This is a genomic window from Streptomyces sp. NPDC053432 (genome assembly GCF_055585365.1).
On sequence record NZ_JBVJKF010000035.1, the window covers coordinates 39491 to 59037 of the forward strand.

18 protein-coding genes and 2 pseudogenes are annotated in these 19547 nt (G+C 69.5%); 6 read left to right on the plus strand and 14 right to left on the minus strand.

The window, feature by feature from the left end:
* Nucleotides 1–4 precede the first annotated feature (4 nt).
* The 5 genes from ACZ6Y1_RS35630 to ACZ6Y1_RS35650 all read left to right on the plus strand — a co-directional run bounded on the left by ACZ6Y1_RS35630 (nt 5) and on the right by ACZ6Y1_RS35650 (nt 6069).
* Nucleotides 5–3361, plus strand: coding sequence for a hypothetical protein (locus ACZ6Y1_RS35630; protein ID WP_469639954.1), 3357 nt, complete (start codon nt 5–7; stop codon nt 3359–3361).
* A 343-nt stretch (nt 3362–3704) separates the two neighbouring features.
* Nucleotides 3705–4031: a hypothetical protein gene (locus tag ACZ6Y1_RS35635; RefSeq protein WP_469639956.1), complete on the plus strand. Its 327-nt coding sequence runs from the start codon at nt 3705–3707 to the stop codon at nt 4029–4031.
* Between the two features lie 395 nt (nt 4032–4426).
* On the plus strand, nt 4427–4990 hold the full coding sequence (locus tag ACZ6Y1_RS35640) for an RNA polymerase sigma factor (RefSeq protein ID WP_469639958.1): 564 nt from the start codon (nt 4427–4429) through the stop codon (nt 4988–4990).
* Nucleotides 4983–5675, plus strand: coding sequence for a hypothetical protein (locus tag ACZ6Y1_RS35645; RefSeq protein ID WP_469639960.1), 693 nt, complete (start codon nt 4983–4985; stop codon nt 5673–5675). Before ACZ6Y1_RS35640 ends, ACZ6Y1_RS35645 begins: the two co-directional genes overlap by 8 nt.
* Nucleotides 5676–5841: 166 nt before the next feature.
* Nucleotides 5842–6069, plus strand: coding sequence for a hypothetical protein (locus ACZ6Y1_RS35650; protein ID WP_469639962.1), 228 nt, complete (start codon nt 5842–5844; stop codon nt 6067–6069).
* A gap of 170 nt (nt 6070–6239) precedes the next feature.
* Here the strand turns inward: ACZ6Y1_RS35650 and ACZ6Y1_RS35655 are convergent, their stop codons facing one another.
* The 13 genes and pseudogenes from ACZ6Y1_RS35655 to ACZ6Y1_RS35715 form a co-directional block, all read right to left on the minus strand.
* Nucleotides 6240–6650: a hypothetical protein gene (locus ACZ6Y1_RS35655; RefSeq protein ID WP_469639964.1), complete on the minus strand. Its 411-nt coding sequence runs from the start codon at nt 6648–6650 to the stop codon at nt 6240–6242.
* A 1251-nt stretch (nt 6651–7901) separates the two neighbouring features.
* Entirely contained in the window at nt 7902–8192 is a 291-nt protein-coding gene (locus tag ACZ6Y1_RS35660) for a DUF6087 family protein (protein ID WP_469639965.1), read from the minus strand.
* A 713-nt stretch (nt 8193–8905) separates the two neighbouring features.
* Nucleotides 8906–9142, minus strand: coding sequence for a DUF6087 family protein (locus ACZ6Y1_RS35665; RefSeq protein ID WP_469639967.1), 237 nt, complete (start codon nt 9140–9142; stop codon nt 8906–8908).
* Between the two features lie 50 nt (nt 9143–9192).
* Nucleotides 9193–10287, minus strand: a complete 1095-nt coding sequence (locus ACZ6Y1_RS35670; RefSeq protein WP_469639969.1) for a methyltransferase domain-containing protein — start codon at nt 10285–10287, stop codon at nt 9193–9195.
* Nucleotides 10284–11264 carry an ATP-grasp ribosomal peptide maturase gene (tgmB, locus tag ACZ6Y1_RS35675; RefSeq protein ID WP_469639971.1) on the minus strand — a complete coding sequence of 327 codons (981 nt, stop codon included), beginning with the start codon at nt 11262–11264 and terminating at the stop codon, nt 10284–10286. Before tgmB ends, ACZ6Y1_RS35670 begins: the two co-directional genes overlap by 4 nt.
* A 3-nt stretch (nt 11265–11267) precedes the next feature.
* A complete protein-coding gene (tgmA, locus tag ACZ6Y1_RS35680; protein ID WP_469639973.1) occupies nt 11268–11519 on the minus strand; it encodes a putative ATP-grasp-modified RiPP in 252 nt (83 codons plus the stop codon).
* A gap of 97 nt (nt 11520–11616) precedes the next feature.
* Nucleotides 11617–11823, minus strand: a complete 207-nt coding sequence (locus ACZ6Y1_RS35685; protein ID WP_469639975.1) for a hypothetical protein — start codon at nt 11821–11823, stop codon at nt 11617–11619.
* On the minus strand, nt 11820–12029 hold the full coding sequence (locus ACZ6Y1_RS35690) for a hypothetical protein (protein WP_469639977.1): 210 nt from the start codon (nt 12027–12029) through the stop codon (nt 11820–11822). Before ACZ6Y1_RS35690 ends, ACZ6Y1_RS35685 begins: the two co-directional genes overlap by 4 nt.
* A gap of 169 nt (nt 12030–12198) precedes the next feature.
* Nucleotides 12199–13380, minus strand: coding sequence for a helix-turn-helix domain-containing protein (locus ACZ6Y1_RS35695; protein WP_469639980.1), 1182 nt, complete (start codon nt 13378–13380; stop codon nt 12199–12201).
* 274 nt (nt 13381–13654) lie between these two features.
* Nucleotides 13655–15229 carry a DUF2637 domain-containing protein gene (locus tag ACZ6Y1_RS35700; protein WP_469639982.1) on the minus strand — a complete coding sequence of 525 codons (1575 nt, stop codon included), beginning with the start codon at nt 15227–15229 and terminating at the stop codon, nt 13655–13657.
* Nucleotides 15230–15543: 314 nt separating this feature from the next.
* Nucleotides 15544–16146 carry a hypothetical protein gene (locus tag ACZ6Y1_RS35705; RefSeq protein WP_469639992.1) on the minus strand — a complete coding sequence of 201 codons (603 nt, stop codon included), beginning with the start codon at nt 16144–16146 and terminating at the stop codon, nt 15544–15546.
* Nucleotides 16147–16833: 687 nt separating this feature from the next.
* Nucleotides 16834–17040 (minus strand): annotated as a pseudogene (locus ACZ6Y1_RS35710) (helix-turn-helix domain-containing protein); the annotation flags it as partial.
* A 310-nt stretch (nt 17041–17350) separates the two neighbouring features.
* Nucleotides 17351–18112, minus strand: coding sequence for a GntR family transcriptional regulator (locus tag ACZ6Y1_RS35715; protein WP_469639985.1), 762 nt, complete (start codon nt 18110–18112; stop codon nt 17351–17353).
* Between the two features lie 471 nt (nt 18113–18583).
* On the opposite strand from ACZ6Y1_RS35715, the gene ACZ6Y1_RS35720 reads away from it, so the two are divergent.
* On the plus strand, nt 18584–19366 hold the full coding sequence (locus ACZ6Y1_RS35720; RefSeq protein ID WP_469639987.1) for a protein kinase family protein: 783 nt from the start codon (nt 18584–18586) through the stop codon (nt 19364–19366).
* Nucleotides 19367–19459: 93 nt separating this feature from the next.
* Here ACZ6Y1_RS35720 and ACZ6Y1_RS35725 read toward each other — a convergent pair.
* Nucleotides 19460–19547 (minus strand): annotated as a pseudogene (locus tag ACZ6Y1_RS35725) (transposase); the annotation flags it as partial.

The following is a 19547-nucleotide window of genomic DNA, read 5'->3' on the forward strand; positions in this document are numbered from 1 at the left end:
GCACATGCCGAACACCCCAAGGGCCCGCACCCCGCGCTCCGACGGCAGCCGTGGCGGGGAGACCGCGGCAGCCGTGCTGCGCGGCCTGCTGAGCCTGGCCGTCCTCCTCGCGCTCCTCGGCGGCCTGCCCGTTCTGCTGTGGTGGGCGACAGCAACGGTCGGGCCTGCCGGCGTGGCCGCGCTCGGCTCCCTGCTGTCCACCGACGACTCCGGACAGGTCTTCCTCCTCGCCCTCGCGGTGGCCGGCTGGACCGGCTGGGGCCTGTTCGCCGTCGCGGTCGTGCTGGAGATCCCCGCGCAGCTGCGCGGCCGGGCCGTACCGCAGATCCGCGGCCTGGTCGGACAGCGCGCGGCCGCCGCCCTCGTCGGCGCCGTCCTGCTCGCCCTGCCCACCGGCACCGCCCTGGCCGCACCCGCCTCCGCGGCCCCCACAACCGTGACCGTCCCGGGCATCAGCGCGGCCGCCGTCCCCGGCAGTGCGGCCGCGGCCGCGAGCACGCCCGTCGGGACGGCAGCCTCGTCGGAGAGCGGCAGGGCCCCGGTGACATACACCGTGCGGGACACCCGCCCGGCTGAGAGCCTGTGGTCGATCGCCGAGACGACGCTGGGCGACGGACAGCGGTGGGAAGAGATCGCCGCCCTCAACGAAGGCCACACCATGGCCGACGGGCTGACCTTCCACGCCGAGCGGCCCATCCAACCCGGGTGGGCTCTCCGCCTCCCCGCCGACGCCCGACCTTCGCAGCACCACACCTCACCCGCGCAGGCCGACGGGGTGGGAGCGCAGCAGACCGGCAGCCCGGCCGCGGCCGTGTACACGGTCCGCGAGGGCGACAGCCTCACCGGCATCGCCGCCGAGCGCCTTGGCGACGCCGACCGGTACATGGAGATCTTCCACCTCAACGAAGGCAGCCCGCTCCCCAACGGGGGCACGTTCACCGACCCCGACCTGATCCATCCCGGCCAGCGCCTCGCCCTCCCCCAACCCGGCACCGCCACGCCCCAGCCTGCCGAAACGACACCGACACCCGCATCCCCGGCCCCGGCCCCGGCCCCGGCTCCGGCTCCGGCTCCGGCGCCGGTGACCGCAACTCCCACGCCGGCCAAGGACACCGCACCAAGCTCCACTCCGACGACTCCCGAGTCCCCGAAGCCTTCAACCCCGCCCCCTCCCACCGCGAGCGGAACCGCGACACCGCAAGCGCCATCCACCAGCCCGGCCAGTCCACCGCCGGCGCAGTCCTCCACTCCAGCCACCACGGCACCGGCACCCGCAGCCACGGCCGGGAATCCGGCGTCAGCCGGCACCGCCTCACAGAGCAGCATCAACTGGGCCCTGGTCGCCGGGATCGGCACGCTTCTGGCCGCGTCCCTCGCGGCTGCCCTGGGTGTGCGCCGCATCCTGCAGCAACGCCAGCGGCGGGCCGGCGAGACCATCGCTCAGGACGAGACGCCCACCGACCTCGAGCAGCTCCTCACCACCACCGCGCAGCCGGCCGGTATCGAGCTCCTCGACCAGGTGCTGCGCACCCTCGCCCACCACGCCACCGACCCCGACACCGGCAGCCGACTGCTGCCCACGCTGCGCGGCGCCCGCCTCGGCGCCGACGGGGTGACGCTTCTGCTGGACGAACCCGGTGACCCGATCGCCCCGTTCGCCGAAGGCCCCGACGCACGTACCTGGGTCCTCGACCCTGGGGCCGGCCTGCTCGGCAACGAGGATCTTGCTTCCGTCCTGGCCCCCTACCCGGGGCTGGTCACCCTCGGAACCGATGACGAAGGTCTGGTCCTGGTCGATCTGATGACCTGCCGTGTCCTGCTCCTGGACGGCAGCGACGAGGAGGTCCTGGCGGTGGCCCGGGCGCTCGCGCTGGAGCTGGGCAGCTGCGCGTGGACCGACTACAGCGAGATCCTGACCACCGGCCTCGGCGCCCGTCTCGCGGGCCTGCTCCCTCAGGGCCGCATCCGCACCATGCCCCACGTGCCGGCTGTGGCCGCCGACCTCGGCGAGTTGATGCTCGAGGCCCACCAGAGCGGGAAGCAACTCCTGCCGTGGCTGCTGATCGCAGCCGGGGACCACGCGGAGAACGACGTCATCCAGCTTGCCGACGCGCTCTGTGCCGCTCGTGACCTGGCCGCCGCCATCGTGATGCCCGCCAGCCCCGCCACCCGCCGGTGCTTCCCTCACGCCGAAGTCCTCACCATCAGCCAGGGCGACAACGCAGTCGTTGACGTGCTCGCCACGGCGGTGGAGCTCCAGCGGGTCAGCGACGAGCAGTACCTGCAGTACGTCCACGCGCTCACCGTCTCCTCCCAGGAGCCCGAGCCGGCCACCGGGGCGTGGGAATTCGCCGAGAGCCACGAGCAGCCGGCCGCAGCCGGTCAGCCCCTAGCTGTACGGGTCACCAGCACGGAGGCATCCGATCCCGGCAATCCCTTCCCTGCGCTCCTCGCCGGACTGCCCCCCGCTACCTCTGCGGCCTCCGACAGCAACCCCCACGTCCCCATCGGTACACCGCGCACCCAGCCCGCGCCCGGCGAACCCGTCACCACCGCGCCCATCCCCCCGGCGCGCACCGCCGACGCCGACGTCAGTGGTGAGGACGATGCCGTGCGGATCGACATGCTCGGCGCGCTGCGCATCAGCGGCGGCCTGGGCACCCCGCACAGCCCCCGCACCGCAGCCCTGGCCGCCCTCCTCCACCTCCGCCCCGGGCGCAGCGCCGATTACCTGTGCAAGGCCATGGACCCCATCAACCCATGGTCCGTACGGACCCTGCACTCACGGCTGTCCGAACTCCGCAACACCATCGGTCTGACCGACGACGGATACCCCCTGCTGCCCCGGCCCAAAGACGGCGCCGGATACACCTTCCACCCCGCCGTCACCTCCGACTGGGAGCTCTTCCAGCAACTCGCCTCCCACGGGCTCGCAGCCGGCCCCGAGCAGGGCATCGCACACCTGGAAACGGCGATGGGGCTCGTGAGGGGAAGGCCGTTCGACGGCCGGACCCTGCCCTGGGCCGACCCCGTCATCCAGGACATGCTCTCCAGGATCACCGACATCGCCCACACCCTCGCCCGCTGGCACACCGACGGCGACACCCCCGACCTCGACGCCGCCCGCCACACCATCCAGCAAGCCCTCGACATCGAAGAGACTTCCGAAGTCCTCTACCGCGACCTCCTCCACATCGAATGGGCCGCCGACAACCAGACCGCCATCCGCAAAACCGTTGCCCGCCTCCAGCACATGGCACGGACCTACGACATCACCCTCGACCACCACACCGAAGACGCCATCAGCCTAGTCCTGTCCGGCCGCCACTCCCCCACCACCCTCAAGACCGCCACGACCTGACACCCATCCCGTCCACCCTCTGGGGCCCTGCAACAGCCGGGCCCCAGCAGAGGACCGGTCATGACCGGTAACTGATCGACGCTCAGGTCACGGCGGCAAGGGCGTCCGTCCTGACCATCGGTCATCGGTTATCGGTCAAACCACAGGTCATGGTGATGCCGTTACTGAGACCGGTCACCAAGCAACGGAGGAACCACTTCCTACCTGTTCCAAATCTCTAGCGGTAGCACGGCGATCGCCGGGCCACTCTGGGCAGCGCAAGCGCGGCCGCCGTCGCCACGTACGTCTGCCGGTCCAGTGTCCCGGCCAGGGTCGACGCGACGCGGCACAGAAGGAAGACCACGTGCCCGAGGACGGACGCGAATACTCGCTGGCCGCAAAGCGCATCGCGGAGCTGGAGGCCGAGCTGCACCGGTGCTCGGCAATACTCGCCAACCTCCAGGGCGTACTGGACGGTCAGGGCCACAGCTACGTGGCCAATCGCATCGAGGACATCGTTGCGGAGATCGAGACGCTGAAGGCGCCGGCCGAGAAGCCGAAGAAGGACGGCCCGCCCCTGCACATCGTGCTCGTCGTGATCGGGCTGTTCGTCGGGGCCTACAGACTCGTTCAACGCGCCTGGGCGGAGCGCGTGATCGGCTTTGCCTACTCGCCGTGTCGCAGCTCGTGAAGCCCAAGGACACCAGCACCGGCAGCATCAAGAGCACCTGATTCAGAGCCTCGCCCAAAAGTTGTTTTGGTCCGATGTCACACTCTGGCCCCGCCGTTGCTTTAGAACTCAGACGCGGGGCGCATCTGCACCGCTGAGGTCGAGAGGCAGATCGTGGATCCGACGATGATGGCGGTGGTGGCGGTAGTGACCGCAGTGATCGGCACCCTGGCACGACTGACGTACAGGGTGGTCAAGGCGCGGGCGGAGGTCCGCCGGGCGGAGGTGGCTCAGCAGGGCCTCTCTGAGCGAGTCCGGTCTCTGCCACCTGGCAGTCGCCTCTCAGAACGGTCCGCGGACCGTGAGGTCGAGATCCTGATCGGCGCCCCCGCCGGCCGTGGCGGGGAGCAGTGACTGTGACAGAGCTCCCCGCGCCTGCCCACATTGTGGTTGTGCCCGCAGCGGTTTCGTCCTTGGTGCCGACCCAACAGGACAACGAGTTCGAGGCCTTCTACACCGCAGAGATGACCAAGGTGTCCGCGTTCCTCATGAACCTGGGCGCCAGCCCCTATGAGGCAGCCGACGCCACGCACGAGGCCTTCGAAAGGCTGCTCCCCGACAAATGGCGGTCACTGGAGTACCCCAAGGCGTACCTCCGCACGGTCGCGTATCGGAACTACCTTCGGCAGGCGAACAGTCGGGTACTGCCGACGGACCCGGTCCCGGACCGGCCGGGCGGGACCTGTCCGGTCGAACTGGTCATCCTGACCGACGAGCGGCAGCGGATGCTTGACATCCTCTCGACGTTACCGCCGGCGGAAAGGGAGGCCATGGCCTGGAACCTGGACGGATTCAATCACGAGGAGACCGCCGAGATCCTGGGCAAAAACCCCGCCGCAGTGCGGCAGGCCTACTCGCGGGCACGTTCGCGGCTGATCAGCGCTCTCGCTCTGAAGCAGGAGGCGGAGACCAATGAGTGACCACTACCAGGACGTCGACACACTCGCCGATGCTGCAGCCGAGGCAGCCCTCGACGCCCTCCTCGCCGGACACCAGGACGATCTCCATTCCGTCCTCGAATCCGCGCTCGACATCCGGGCAGGCCTCGCACAACTTGGCCAAAAGCCGGACCGTGGCGTGTGGGCCCGCCAGCCCGAACCCGACGACACCACGGGAATCACATTCCTGAAAACACATATGGTCCGGATCGTGCGCACGGGAGGAAACGTCGAGGTCTGGATGAGCACAGACAGCGCTGCCTTGGCGTCCGCGGTGGACGCCGTCGAGAAAGAAGTACTCCAGGTGGAAGCCTTCATCGACGAGCTGGAAGACCACCCCAATCGGGATGTGACACCCCCCGGAGCCAGCGCGAACCCGCGTGCTGCCCTGAGCCTCGTATGCGACGAACTCAACCGGATCACGGGTCTGCTGACCCGCCAAAGGATTACGAAGGAGTCCGCCGGGTCCGAATTCGACGTGGTCGAGGCGACCCTGGAGGAGCAGGTCGCCGGCTGGACCGAGAAGCTCACCAAGCACGTTTCTTCGGAGGAAGACGCCGACATGCTTAACGGCTTCATTGACAGGGCTGACGCCGCGATGCGTCTTCGGCAGCTGATCGTCAGGCTCTTCCAGGATGCGGACGAGAACGTCCTGCAGCTCAGCTGACAGAGCGGCCGGCTTTGCCCCGTGATCACAACGCGTGATCACGGGGCAGAACTGATTCCTGGGTTCGAGGGCCGGAGGACTCCAGGCATCTACCGACACCGCCCACACCCTCGCCCGCTGGCACACCGACAGCGACACACCCGACCTCGACGCCGCACGCCACACCGTGCTCCACGCCCTGGACATCGAAGAGACCTCCGAGGTCCTCTACCGCGACCTCCTCCACATCGAATGGGCAGCCGACAACCAGACCGCCATCCGCAAAACCGTCTCCCGCCTCCAGCACATGGCACGGACCTACGGCATCACCCTCGACCACCACACCGAAGACACCATCAACCTCGTCCTGTCCGACCGCCACTCCCCCACCACCGTCAAAGCCGCCACGACCTGACACCCAGCCCGTCGAACCTCTGGGGCCCTGCAACAGCCGGGGCCCCAGCAGAGGACCGGATGACCTGACCGGTGACCGATCAACGCCCCCGGTCACGGCGGCAGGGGCGTCCATCCTGACCACCGGTCATCGGTCATCGGTCTTGCTCACGCACTGCGGTCGCGCAGCTGTCAGATTGCCGACGTGCGCAGAGCCCGCCGGGCGTGCCTGGCCGCCGCAAGGAGTTCGGCACGGGCCGGCGCCTCCCCGACGGGCGGACGGTGCTGCCATTCCGTCCGCACATCGGCCACCGCCTCGCAGACGGCATGAACCTCGGTGGCCAGGTGGTCGTCGAGGCCCTGAGACTGCGGACCAGTCACCATCGCGGCGCCGTACAACCCGTAGGGCAGCTCGACCTCCCGCCAGACACAGGCCAGCACCCACGCCACCAGGTTCATCGGCAGCCCCTCCCCCCGCCCGTTGCCGTGGACATGCAGCACAACACGCCGGTGGTAGACCCCGGTGTCCGCCGGTCCCCCGACACCGGCACGGATCAGCAGACCCTGCTGCACCACGTCATCGGGCCACGGCAGCACCGTCACAGCACCGTCACAGCACCGTCGGCATCAACACGCAGAACCGAACTCATCGCACAGCCTCCCCAGTCAGTGAAGAACTCGTCAGACTAGCCGCCGCTCACCGGGCGCCGCTGCCGAACTCACTGGCTTCAGCATTCACCCTGGAACCAGGCGCTGACCTGCACGTTGACCGATGACCGGCAGCCCGCACCGGTCGTGACCGGTGACCGACAGGCCTCCGATCGGTCACCGGCCAGGCGGTGCAAGTCGGGATCGATCACCGGCCACCAGTCGGTCACATCCCGCACCGGTCACCACTCACCGGGCGTCGCCGCCGAACTCACCGGTCACCCCCCGATGGTCATGGGCCACCATCGGCCCGACGGGATTGGTCACCAGTCACCCGGCGTCGCCGAACGCCCCATGCCGGATTCTCGTATGCGGACCTTGGAACCGATTGCTGCCAGCGCGCACCCACCGCACACACAGCGGTCATGTCCGGTGACCGGCAGCCCCGATCAGTCACGAGCCACGCTGAGAGCCAGAGGTGAACGGTTACGGGTTCGGTCACCGGTCAACGGCTGCTCCTCGTAGGGGCCGCGTCGTGACCACAACGGGATGGCCAGTCGTCGGCGACCGAGTCGGCCAGGTCCCGGTCAGTCACCGGTCATCAGTCACCGGTGGGGATCGGTCATCAACTCACCGGTGTCCGGGCCGCCCGCTACTCACCGGCGTCGTCACCGTACTCACCGGCCCGTGTGCGGTGCGCGCAGAACATGGACCGGCGGACAACCAGCACGTCGAGCGGTGTGCCTGGGCAATGCGTATCGGTCATGATCGATCAACACCGCGCTGTGAGTCGGTCGACGAGCCGATCGGTCACACACTCACCAGTGACCGGCCCCTGGAAGGGCGCAGGCTCCACTTGCCGGCACCCGAACCGACGACTGATCCGGTGACCGATCTCGGCGAGACACCGGCCAAAGAAGGTCGGTCGTGCCGAGCCGGGCAACTTCGAGTGAATGGGATCACTTGCAGGTGCGTCGTCGGTCTGCTGCCGGGGCTTCCGGGCCGTCGCCTCACCGGTCGTGACCACCTCAGCCACCCACTCTTGCGGCTCCCCCTCTCCCGGGATCGCGAGAGCCCGACGTCCGGAGGGCGCGAGCTCCGCGGAGAGGGCGGGGGGCAGCCATGCCCCTCCTGGCTGGTGCAGCACCTTGGCGGTGTTCTCTGCCTGCCGTGCAAGAAGATCTTCTTCGTCGCGGGGGCTGATCGTCAGGGCTTGCGGTGGCGGCCCTTGCCGGGACGGAGCGGGACCAGCTGCGGTGGAGTCGTGGGAGGAGCTGGAGGGGGAGGATTGAGCAGCCGCAGGGCTGCGGCATAGTTCTCGACCGTGGTCACGGGCTCCCAGGCGTAGCCGTCCCACTCCAGGATCAGCCGCGGGGCGTTGGGGTTGATGTGGGCCGCGCGCTGGGGTCCGGCGCCGAGGGTGATCGCCTTCTTCTCTCCGATCGGCCGTAGCCGCTTCTCCCGCCGGGCTGCCCATCGGTCCAGGGGTTCGTCCATACTTCCTCCTCCTGCAGGGTCAGCACCCTAACGGTCCCCGTACGGCGAAGGCCCCTGTCTCCGGTGCTGGAGGAGGGGCCTCGCGGTAGGTCGGGGAGGCTCAGGAGTGGGGCCAGGTGATCGTCTGCCGGTCTGGGGTGACGGTGATCTCGAACCTGTCGAGGGTCGGGGAGCCGTCCGCACGCCATCGGGTGATGTGTTCTTCGATGGCGTCCCAGAGGCGGTCAGGGCCTCCCTGACGGACAGTCCAGGACCCGCCGGTCGGTGAGGGCGGCCCATGATCCGGCCTGCACGTCGATCAGCACGTGTTCGGTGCGGCCGTCGCGGTCGAGGGTGATCCGCTGGGTGTGTGGGGCGGCGAGCTGGGCGACGAAACGGGTGGCCCAGTTGGCCGGCGAGGCCGTCGCCGACGATCCGGTGCGGGGCGTAGCCGCATGCGCCCAGTGCAGCCCCTCGCGTGCAGAGACTTATTCGTCCACTTCCACGGAGATGATGAGGTCGTCGCCGAGGCGATTCTACGGCGCCCTGGACGACCCGCAGTGGGTGAGGGAGAGCCTGAGGTGGCAAAAGGCATGCCGGTTCTGGCCTTCTCCGGAGGCGAGGAGCGGCCCGAGGGGGAGTTCTTCGCTGCTCCGGGACACGACGAGTAGGGGGACATGGCGGTGCCCCCGTGCTCCTGGTCGGGAGCCGCGGGGGCATCGTGGTGTACGGGGTCAGGCGCGGCGCCGCTTACCGCTCGGAGGCCGGAGAAGTTTCCCGGCCTCCTGGTAGTTGTCGGCGACGGCGGCCGGCACCCAGGAGAATCCGTCCCACTCAAGAACAAGGCGCGGGGCGTCGGGCTGTAGGTGTGCGGCTTTCGTTCCTGGGGCGAGGGGAACCATGCGTAGGGTGCCTGGCTTGCGCTGGCGCTCCTGGCGCCGGGCGAACCAGGCGTCAAACGGCTCTTCCACGGGATCCCTCCTTGCACGCGGTACGACGCGAGGCTACCGCGAGGAGGCCATCACGCCACGGTGGTCAGCTCGGGAAGATCCCACCCGGGACCGTCGGGTGTGCCCCACCATGCGCGCTGATGCTCGGGGGTCACGGTGATGCCGAAGCCGCTGCGGTTGGGGATGTCGCCGAACAGGTCGTGCAGGTGTTCCACGGTGTCCCACAGACGGCGCGGGCCGGTCTGCCGCACGTTGCCGTCGGCGTGTGCGGTGGCGGTCGATCCGTCCTGCGTCCAGATGCCGACGGAGGATACGGCGCCCCGTTCGTCGGACGAGGTGAACCAGTTGTAGCCGGGGAGGGCGAGGGAGAGCGGGAATTGGAGCCGTTCGAGCAGGTCGGCCACGGGGATGCTGGTGCGTTCGGGTGCGGCGTCGTTCAGTTCGCTGAACCGGGGTCCCGCACCGTCGGTGCGTCGGCCCATGAAGTACGCCCCCTGCTCCAGGAACCGCCCGTGTGCCTCACCGTCGTGGACGGTGAGCTTGGCCAGTCCCCAGCCGACCGGGACGACCATCACGGCGCCGTCGGTGGCCTGGGCCATCCATGGCCGTGGAATCGCGGGCATCCCGCAGGTGGCGATGAACCGGTCGAAGGGCGCCCGGTCGGCGGCGCCCGCCGCGCCGTCTCCGGTGCGGACCGTGGGGTGGTACCCGGCCTGCTGGAGCCGCTGGAGGGCGGTGGTGGTCAGTGCGGGGTCGACGTCCGCGGTCGTCACGTGGGTGTCGCCGAGGCGGTGGGCGAGGAGTCCGGCGTTCCAGCCGGTTCCCGTTCCACACTCGTACACGCGGTGTCCGTCCAGCACGTCGAGGGCGTCGAGCATGGCGAGCATGAGGCCCGGTTCGCTGGAGGACGATGTCGGAGTGTTGTCCGTGAGCTGGGTGGTCAGGGCCCGGTCGCTGTAGATGGATTGGAGGTAGCCGGGGTCCCTGGCGTGGACGGTGGTCCAGCTCCCGGCGGCGTCCTGGTCGAAGAAGGTGGGGACGAACAAGTGCCTCGGGACGGCGCGCACCGCTTCGACCCAGGAGGGTCCGTGTCCGGCCGCGGCGAGGGTGTCGGCGAGAGCGGCCCGGTGTTTGCGGGCTTCGTCGGTGTCGGCGGCGAGGGTCACGTGAGGGCTCCTTGCAGCAGCGAGGCGTGGGCCTGGGCGATGGGGAGTTTCGTGGCGGCGGCGATGAACTGCCATTGTCCGGCGGGGTTGCACTCGAAGAACACCCAGTTGCCGTCCGGGGTCACGGCGAAGTCGAAGGCCCCGTAGTTGAGGCGGTAGTGCTGCATGAACCGGCGTACTCCGGCCGCCACGGCGTCGGGGATGGGTACCGGCTCGTACTCCAGCGCGTCGTAGTCGCTGCGCCAGTCGGTCTCGGCTGCAAGGCTGCCCGCGTGAATGGCTACGGGGAACATGTCGTCCCCGACCACAGTCAGGCGCACCTCGTAGGCCTTCGGAACCCATTCCTGGAGCATGTGGGCAGTCAGCTCCACGGACTCGTCCAGTTCGTTCGCCTCGAACCGGCGGGTTGGCAGCATCATGGCCGGCTGCCCGGCGAGCGTGATGGCCCCTGCGGTGACCGGCTTGACGATGAGCGGTCCGCGGATCGTCGCGGCCCATCGTCGCGCGTGGGGAAGGCTGTTCGTCACAAGTGTGCGCGGGACACGGAGTCCGGCCGCTGCGGCGGACACGAGCTGCCCCGGCTTGTGCGCGGAGGCCCGGTAGACGTCGGGGTGGTGCATCCAGATCACGGGAAGGGCTCCGAGCACCTGCACCATGCCGACGAGGGCCTGTCCCACGGCCCACTCGCGGTATTCGGTGGCGACGGCTGTGCTGGGGTCGGGCAGGCCGGGCCGCCTGTAGTAGACGGCCCGGACCTCCTCCAACCGCACCGAGCGGGCGCTGTCGGCCAGGTCCCCGGACCAGCCCGGCCTGTTGCCGTCGTGTTCGGCGGCGAGGTCGAGGTGCTGGGGGAAGCAGGCCAGGTCGAACCGCATCACCGGCACATCGCGCTCCGTGAGAGCGTGCACCACCAGATCGGCAGACGGGTCCAGGTCCTCAGCGATGACGAGCACATGCCCGCTCGGTGCGGTCTTCATCGGTTACGCCACCTCGTCGCCGGGGAAGGCGTAGGGGTCGGTCGTCTCGTCGGCCGGCCCGGTGGAGTCGTTGTTCGTGGCGGTGCTGGAGGCGGCCATGGGCATCTCGGCCCACAGGGAGCCGTCGGCCATCACGTTGACCTGCTGCTGCGGGTCGTAGGCGAACTCGGACGGGTCGATGCGCACCGTGTAGGCGGGCTGCATTCCGCGGGCGCCGAACGGCACACGCGTGTGCTCCTCGATGGCGGTGGTCATGGTGGTGCTCCTCTCGAATGGTTGCGAGTGGTGCAGGGGGCAGGTGCGTCCCGACCCGGCGATCGAGCCATAGGAGGTGCGGGGCGGGAAGTCTGTGTCACGCGGGTTCGATGTTGTCCGCGTGCGTGGTCCACGTGATCCCGGAGGCGGGTCGGACGTGAGCGACGCGCACCACCCGACCGTCGTCGTGGACTTCGTGGGTGACCGCGTCCAGGGTGCCGACGCACTTCGACGCGATGTCCCGTACCTGCTGGCGCAGAAGCGGGTGCTGCTCGTGGCCGGTGCGGTCGACGGGGTACGTCACGTCTCCGACTCCCCGGCGAGGCGCTCGTGGATAGTGCCGAGCCGCTTCCAGCCGCGCCGGGCCCGCTCGATCAGGGCCGGGGAGGGCTGTCCGTAGGGGGCGGAGACGTCGCCGTTGACGGCGAACGCGTCCCAGGGGATGCGCGGTGCGGGCTGGTCTTGGATCTGTCGCGCCAGGAGGCGGCGGGGGAGTTCGGGGCCGGGCATGGCTGCGCTCCTCGGTCAGGGGAGGGCAGCCGGTCCCGGAAGGGGGACGACGCGGAACCGGCTGCCTGCGTGGCCCCTACAGAGTGATCGCGTCGATGCGGAGAGTGAAGACCAGGGGTGTAGCACTACCCGAATCCGCGGAGGGTCTCAGTGCTACGGGGCGTAGCAGTTACGCGAGGGTGGCGCCGATGATCTTGGCGATTTTGCGGGAGCGGGACGTGGTGGCGTAGCCGGCCCGCTGGGCGATGACGCCGGGGAGAGTCTGGTGGCGCACCCATTCCGGGTGCTCCTGGCACACCGTCAGGAGCGTGTCCAGACATGTGTCGTACTGCTTGGTGTCGCACTGGGCGAGGGCGATGTCGAGCTGGAGCCGGTTGCGTGCGGCTTGGTGCAGAGAGGATGTGTCGTGCAGCTCTCCGGCGAGCTGGAGGGCCTTGCCCGGCTTCCCCGTGGACACGGCGATGCCGATGGCCTGCGCGGTGACGGCGGCGGGCCCGAAGGCGGTTCCGTTGACCATGACGTCCCTCCCCAGCCGGGCCGCGACGGCAGAGCCCTGGGACAGCAGATCCCCGGCCGCAGCATCATCTCCCTGCCGGGCCGCGACGACGGCCGCGAACACGACGTGCCACCCGTAAGTGGCGAGGACGACGGGGTCACGGTCGCCGTAGGACGGCTCGATGCTGGTGAAGGAGACCTGGGCGGTGCGCTCGGCGTCGTCGAGGCGGGCGTCACGCAGGTAAATCCACGAGCGGCCCGAGGCCACCGAAGCCTCCCGCACCGGATCCCCGCCCTGCCGGGCCTGGTCGGCGGCGTGGCCGATCGCGGCGTACGCGAGATCACGGGCACCGAGCTGGTTGGCAACGTAGGAAGAGAGCCGGTAGGCGTCCGCGAGGACTCCGCGGGCGGTCATACGCCGGTCTGCGGAAGCGTCGGCGAGGGCGATGGCGGCGTCCCTGACGGCGGAGGTGGCGAACTGTCCGGCCACCCCAATCCTCCCAGCTCGGTAGGCATCCCACCCGGCCCGAAGGTCGGCCGCGAAGTCGACGGGTTCCTGATCGGTTCCGATCCCTGCGGCGGTGTCGTGGACGGTGCGCGACAACTCGCGCAGGATGAGCCGGTCGTCCGCGAGCATCGCCCTGCGGGGAGCCTGCTGGCCCACGATGACGGCGATGTCCGTACCCAGAGCATGGGCGAGCCGCAGCAGAGTGGGCAGTGAGACCTGTCCCCGGTCCTGCTCGGCTTTTCGGACGGTGGCGATGGACAGGCCGGCCTTCTCGGCGAGTTCTTCCTGAGTGACGGCTCCACGCAGCAGTTTGATCCGCTGGCCCGTCGTGTGCTCGATCCACTTCATGGCGTCCCCTTCGTCTATGGCGACGGTACTGGAGGAAGGGCGGGCCGATACCTGCCCTGGAAACACGAATGCCCCCGCCGGCTGCGAGGGCTGGTGTACATGCGTGCGAGGTCAGGTGGGGATCTCGTCGGCTGTGCCGTCTTCTTCAGTGTCGAGGGCACCCAGCAGGCGGCGAGGATCTCCAGCTGGCGGGCGGCGCGTTCGCGGTCGGCGGGCAGGGAGGCGTCGACCGCCATGCGACAGCTGAGCTGGCGACCGTCCCGGTAGGCATCGGTCAGTTGCTGACCGAGCGCAGGTGTGCGCGGCTTTGCTTCTTACGCTGCTCTTCGAGGTAGCGGGTCGCGTCGATCACGCGGCGCTGGCCGGTCTTCGGTGACACCTTCAGGCGGCGGGCGACCTCGGCGCCGGACAGGCGCGTGCCGGTCTCTGCGGCTTCGGTGAGCCAGGCTGCCACCTGTGCGACCTCGCGCTGGATCGGATCGGCGGGCGGTACGTCGTCGGTCTGCTGCCGGGGCATCCGAGCGGTCGCCTCGCCGGTCGCGGCCACCTTAGCCAGCCACTCCTGCGGCTCTCCCGATGCCGGGTTCGGGAGAGCCTGATGTCCAGAGGGCGCGAGCTCCGCAGGAGGGGCCGGGGTCGGGTCGGATGCGGACGCACTCAGCGTTGAGGCAGATGAGCGCTGCGGGCTGAAGAAGGGGTGGGGCTCAGGGTCGGCGACCGCCGCGACACGGTCGGTCTCGCCGACCGGGGCCTGGGGTAGGGTGCCCAGCGGCTGCTCCGCGGCCACGCCAGCGTCGGCGTCCGTCCGCGCGTCGGCACGGAGTTCTGCGAGGACCGGCTCCAGCACGGCGTCGGCGATGATGCCTCCGGTTTCGGGGTCGGTCAGCCCGTAGTCCTGTGCCAGGAACGCGCCGAATTCCTCCAGCGTGGGCAGTTGTCCGTACCAGGTGAAGAACAGCCATCCGGCCGCGACCAGATCCACGCCGTCTGTCGGCGAGGGGAACGTCGTTTTTGCCAGCGCCCTGGTCACCGCGGGCGGAGTGGCCTCGGACAACGCAAACCCCGTGTTCGAAAGGTCGGGAACATCATCGACAGGCAAAGCAGCCAGCGGGAGTTCACCAGCCGGCTGTACGGCGCCCACCATTTCCCGCCCCGGGGGCAGCAGTGCCGGCTCGATCCCGACTGCCGCCAGCCCCTCGGGCGCCGTCTGTGACAACGGCACACCGATCCGCGCCAGCCGCAGCGGCATCAGCGCCTCCACCGGCGCCTTGCGCCGCCAGGCACGCCCGTACCGCGCCTGCAGACGCGCCTGGTAGATCAGCCGGTCCTGCTCCATCCCGACCGCCTGCTCGTACGAACGCAGCTCCCACAGCTTCATCCGCCGCCACAGCTTGAACGTCGGCACCGGCGACAGCAGCCACCGCGTGATCCGCACGCCCTCCATGTGCCGGTCCGCCGTGATGTCGGCGATCCGGCCCACCGCGTGCCGGGCCGCCTCCACCGTCACCACGAACAGGATCGGGATCACCGCGTGCATGCCCACACCCAGCGGGTCCGGCCACGCCGCGGCACCGTTGAACGCGATCGTCGCCGCCGTCAGTAGCCACGCCGTCTGCCGCAGCAGCGGGAAGGGGATCCGGATCCACGTCAGCAACAGGTCGAGCGCCAGCAGCACACAGATGCCCGCGTCGATGCCGATCGGGAACACCACAGAGAAGTCGCCGAAGCCCTTCTTCAACGCCAGGGCGCGCACCGCGGAGTACGAACCCGCGAAACCGATCCCCGCGATGACCACGGCGCCGGCGACCACGACACCGATGAGAATCCGGTGGGTACGAGTCAGCTGCATGAGAGGACGTTCACCTGCCAATCAGGGCTCTTGCTGCCGGTCACACTCTCATCCGGATGCGACCGAAGATCCGGAAATGCACTGAAGATCAGAAATTCGAGCGATGTACGGGCGCAGCGCGCCGAGGCAGGCGGACCGAGCAGGCAAGTCCACAGGCCGCCGGAGGGGTGCGGCGAGTGCGACCCGAAGGACAGCCCACGCCAACGCCTCAACGGGCCAGGGACAGTCCGGGCGCGATTGACGTGACGGTTTCCCCCTGCGCTGCGCCCGCGCTGAGCTCGGGTCAGCCTGGCAACGCCCGTGCCGGTGGCTGGTCATGTCTCGTCCTGGACGTAAGCCGCCAGCTCGGGATGGTCGTGCAGGAGTTGCTGACGCAGGAGACGTACCTGGGCGGCGTCAGCAGCAGCCCTCCGCTCAGCCTCCATGCGCTCCTGGACTGTCTGGGCTCGCTGCGCGTGCTCGGTGTATGCGTCCTGCAGCATGCGGGTCCAGCGGATCGCCTGACGCAGGCGTTGCGCTTCTGCCGCGGATTCGGCTTCCGCGGCCAGGGCCGCGGTCGCCTGCCTCGCCTCAGCGGCCTCGGCACGGGACTGGCACTGCCAGCACAGCCCGTCATCGGGCCTGGCTCCCTTGCCCGCTGCGGTGCAGCCGGGACCCGCGCATTCCCACCACTGCGCGGCCGGGACTTTGCCGTGGGCTTGCGGCTTCCGGTCGTGCCGGCGGTCTGCGGACCGCTGCTCGCAGGTGCGGCACCCATCGCCGGTGTCCAGGGTCACCCCGTCCTCGCACATTGGGTCCGGGCAATCCACCGAGGGACGCACCAGCGCCACTGCGACGCCGACCGGGGAGGAGAGCTCCCCGTCCGCGAGTGCCCGGGCGTAGCGGTGGGTCCACCAGCGGCGCTGGATCCGCTCCACGAGCTGGTCGGCGGTGCGTCCTGCGTCGAGGCCTTGGAGGATTGCGTCGCGCAGGGCGCGGGGCCGGTGGGCGGGCAACAGGGCCGCGAGGTCGGCGGGCCAGCCCGCATCGACCGTCTGCAGCGCATGGGTGTGCCGGTCAGACGCACCCCTGCGAGCCCCTTGTGCTGGACTGGCTGTCCGGGCGGCTGCGTCCGCGCCCGGGGAAGCCGCGCAGGTGCTGGTCTTGCGTGCGGTGGTACCTGTAGGGGCCCTGCGGGCGTCATCGGCGCTACGCGCCGCAGGCGCTGTGGGGGTTTGTGTTCCGGGGAGAGTTAAAGGAGAGGGTTGGGGGACTGACAGTCCCCCCTCCGGGGACTCACAGTCCCCCCTCCCCCGGGACTCACAGTCCCCCCTCACGGGGGATTCGTCCGGATTTGGGGGAGGGGACTGGCAGTCCCCTCCCCTTGCCCGAGGGGTGCCCTTGTCGCTGCGCTGCACCCGGGAGGGGGCCGGTGCGAGGGGTCCCCGGTTGCCAGCTGTCAACGGCGGCAGGCCCCGCTGCGCGCGGTCGCCGTTCACTCGTGCCATGCGCTCAGGGCCGTACCAGGCGGCGGGGATCTGCAGGTCGTAGACCTTGGGGCGGGCATGCGCCGGAATGTAGCGGGCGGCTTCCTGGTCCCCCAGGGCGATGACGCCCTGCTCCACCAGCCGGGCCAGCCGTCGCTGCACCGTCTTCACATCACACAGCGCGATCCGCGCCAGCGTACGGCGGGAGGGAAAAGCATTGCAGCCGTCGGCATCGGCCTTCTCCGCCAGCCCGGCCAGCAGCATCCGGTCCGTCGTCGTGGTCACCGGACTGTCGTGCAGGGCCCACAGGATGGGTTCAAGCGCCACAGCCCACCCCCGCGTCACAGGCGACTGACCGGGTGGTGGTGTGGCGGCAAGCGCCGTGTGGCGCGCCGATGGTGATTACGCGTACGCTCATGACAAAGCGCACCTCCAGTTCACACAGCTAGGTGCTCTTCCTCCACCGGGCGGACCAGGCCCAGGGCGAGGACGTGCGAGCCCCGCCATCACGGCGGGGCTCGTTCAATTTGGCGAGGACGGGTCCCGTCCTACGAAACAGCGGTCACCTCACCGCTGTGATCACCGGTGTACGCCCTGCGGGATCACGACTGTGCTGACTGCGGTGCGAGTGAGTCACCGGTGAGCGTGGCGCCTGCTAGGGCAGGCCTCCGGCCAGCGTCAGGTTGTCGTAATGGAACTCAAGGCGGTCGGCGGCGCCCACCACGCGCAGCACTTCCAGTACGCGTCCGTCCCTGTCGCGCAGCACGCGCTCGATACACAGCACCGGCACTCTCTCCCCGATGCAGAGGTCCGCAGCCTCCTCCTTAGACGGTGGCCGCGCGGTGACCTTCTCGTCCGCGGACACCGGCTCCAGCCCGCCGGCGGTCAGGGCCGCCAGTACACCGCCCACCGCCTTGCCCGGCCCGTCCAGGCCGGCGACGGCAGCCACATCGGCCGGGTAGAACGCCTCTTGCAACTGCACGACATCACCGTCGATCAGCGCCTGCCTGCACCGCCGCACCACGAGCTGCCCTGGTTCGAGCCCGAGCAGCGCTGCGACATCTGCAGGAGCGGGGCCCTGCTCAACGGTGAGCGGAATGACAGCGCCGGCCAGGCCCACAGCAGCCACCGCGGTCTCCCACGGCCCTCTGTCACCGCCCGGCCGCAGCACCGCACCGTAACGACTCAGCGGAACACGGACTGGTACGCGGCTGCGGACCACCGTTCCCACCCGTGGCTTACGCACCACCAGGCCCAGCTCCACGAGCTCTCGATAGGCGCGCTCCACCGACGGCTTCGACTCCCCCGCCGCGAGCAACTCCGCGGTCGTCGGCATCTTCGCACCCGCCGGGAACTCGCCGGATTCGATCCGCGCCGCCAACCGATCCGCCAACTCCCGCCAACGCTGCAACGGCATCCCCAACGCACCCCTTCCACAACCGGATACCAACCATGACACCACAACAACCATGGTTAATGCGCAGTGTTGGCCGGTCTTCTCCTGATCGAGTGACGGCCCAGCTCGGCCTTGACTCACATGCCGACCGGCCACGCCCTGGTTCACCGGGGAGTACACGCCGTGGACTCACGCTGTCTCCCGAAGATGCTGCGGTGAGGATTCCCGACCGCTCGAAGGAGTGGTCCCCGGCTCCGGCTGAAAGCGGGCTGCTGCCAGCACAGTCCCTTCCGCTATGGACGGTAAGAACCTGATGACCATCACCATGTGAGTTGAGGGAGTGCACAGGACTCGTGATCACCGACAAGGTTGACCGGTAGACCGCGGCCAGAGCGGGTGCGGCGAGGACAACCCCTACACCTGCCACCACCCGATCAGGGGGCCTCGCTAGCACTCCCGCCGGGGCCCCGGCTCTCTGTGGGAGCCTGAATCATGCCGACCGACCGCCTCGCCGAGATCCCCGCCGCCGTCTTGGCCCTGATCGCGAGCCGCACCGGCCCTGTGCTCAAGTACGAAAATGTCGGAGGCGGCCTCAACAGCGAGATCGCAGCCCGCGTCCACACCGGCGGCGCCACCGTCTTCGTCAAGGGACTGCGCAGCGACCACCCTCGAGTTTGGACCCAGCAGCGGGAAGCCGATATCAATCCGAAGATCCGCCACCTCGCCCCCGCCGTCCTCTGGCACATCCAGGAAGCCGGTTGGGACCTCCTCGGCTTCGAGGACATCGACGGCCGCCACGCCGACTACACCCCCGGCTCCCCCGACCTCCCCCTCGTCGCCGACGTGATGGCCCGACTCTCCTCCCTCGCCGCACCCGACATCGTCATGCGGTCGATGCCGGACAGGATGAAGAGCCACACCGACACCCCCGAACTGTTCGCAGGAACCACCCTGCTCCACAGCGACTGGTTCCCCACGAACGTCCTCATCGACCACGGCCGCGCGGTCCTCGTCGACTGGGCCTGGGCCTCACGCGGGGCTGCTTGGATCGACCCCGCACTGTGGGCCGTGTGGCTCATCAAAAGCGGCCACACCCCCGAAGAAGCCGAACGGTGGGCTGGCCGGGTCCCCGCCTGGCACACCGCCCCGGTGGCCAGCGTTACCGCCTTCGCCAAGGCCACCGTCGGTGTCTGGGAAGAGATCGCCGAGAACGACACGGCACCGTGGGTCTTGGACATGCTCCACGCGGCCCGCATCTGGCACGCCTCCCGCTGAAGACACCCAGGAGCTGGGCCGGCGTCAACGCCAGGGCTTCATCCCGCATCCCCGGAAGGACCGGCATGAGCGCACCGCACAACTACTGCCGCATCAGGCAACGTTCGCCCTGGTGGTCACTTCGCGTAGCCGGTCGTCGGCGGCGTGCTTGTTCCGCCAGATGATGTAGCGGCGGATCATG

Coding starts and splice junctions, on each gene's coding strand:
- ACZ6Y1_RS35630 (WP_469639954.1), top strand. CDS start 5: ATGCCGAACACCCCAAGGGCCCGCACCCCGCGCTCCGACGGCAGCCGT.
- ACZ6Y1_RS35700 (WP_469639982.1), bottom strand. CDS start 15,229: ATGCAGCTGACTCGTACCCACCGGATTCTCATCGGTGTCGTGGTCGCC.
- tgmB (WP_469639971.1), bottom strand. CDS start 11,264: ATGAAGACCGCACCGAGCGGGCATGTGCTCGTCATCGCTGAGGACCTG.
- ACZ6Y1_RS35715 (WP_469639985.1), bottom strand. CDS start 18,112: ATGCCGTTGCAGCGTTGGCGGGAGTTGGCGGATCGGTTGGCGGCGCGG.
- ACZ6Y1_RS35695 (WP_469639980.1), bottom strand. CDS start 13,380: ATGAAGTGGATCGAGCACACGACGGGCCAGCGGATCAAACTGCTGCGT.
- ACZ6Y1_RS35720 (WP_469639987.1), top strand. CDS start 18,584: ATGCCGACCGACCGCCTCGCCGAGATCCCCGCCGCCGTCTTGGCCCTG.
- ACZ6Y1_RS35660 (WP_469639965.1), bottom strand. CDS start 8,192: ATGGACGAACCCCTGGACCGATGGGCAGCCCGGCGGGAGAAGCGGCTA.
- ACZ6Y1_RS35690 (WP_469639977.1), bottom strand. CDS start 12,029: ATGCCCGGCCCCGAACTCCCCCGCCGCCTCCTGGCGCGACAGATCCAA.
- tgmA (WP_469639973.1), bottom strand. CDS start 11,519: ATGACCACCGCCATCGAGGAGCACACGCGTGTGCCGTTCGGCGCCCGC.
- ACZ6Y1_RS35645 (WP_469639960.1), top strand. CDS start 4,983: ATGAGTGACCACTACCAGGACGTCGACACACTCGCCGATGCTGCAGCC.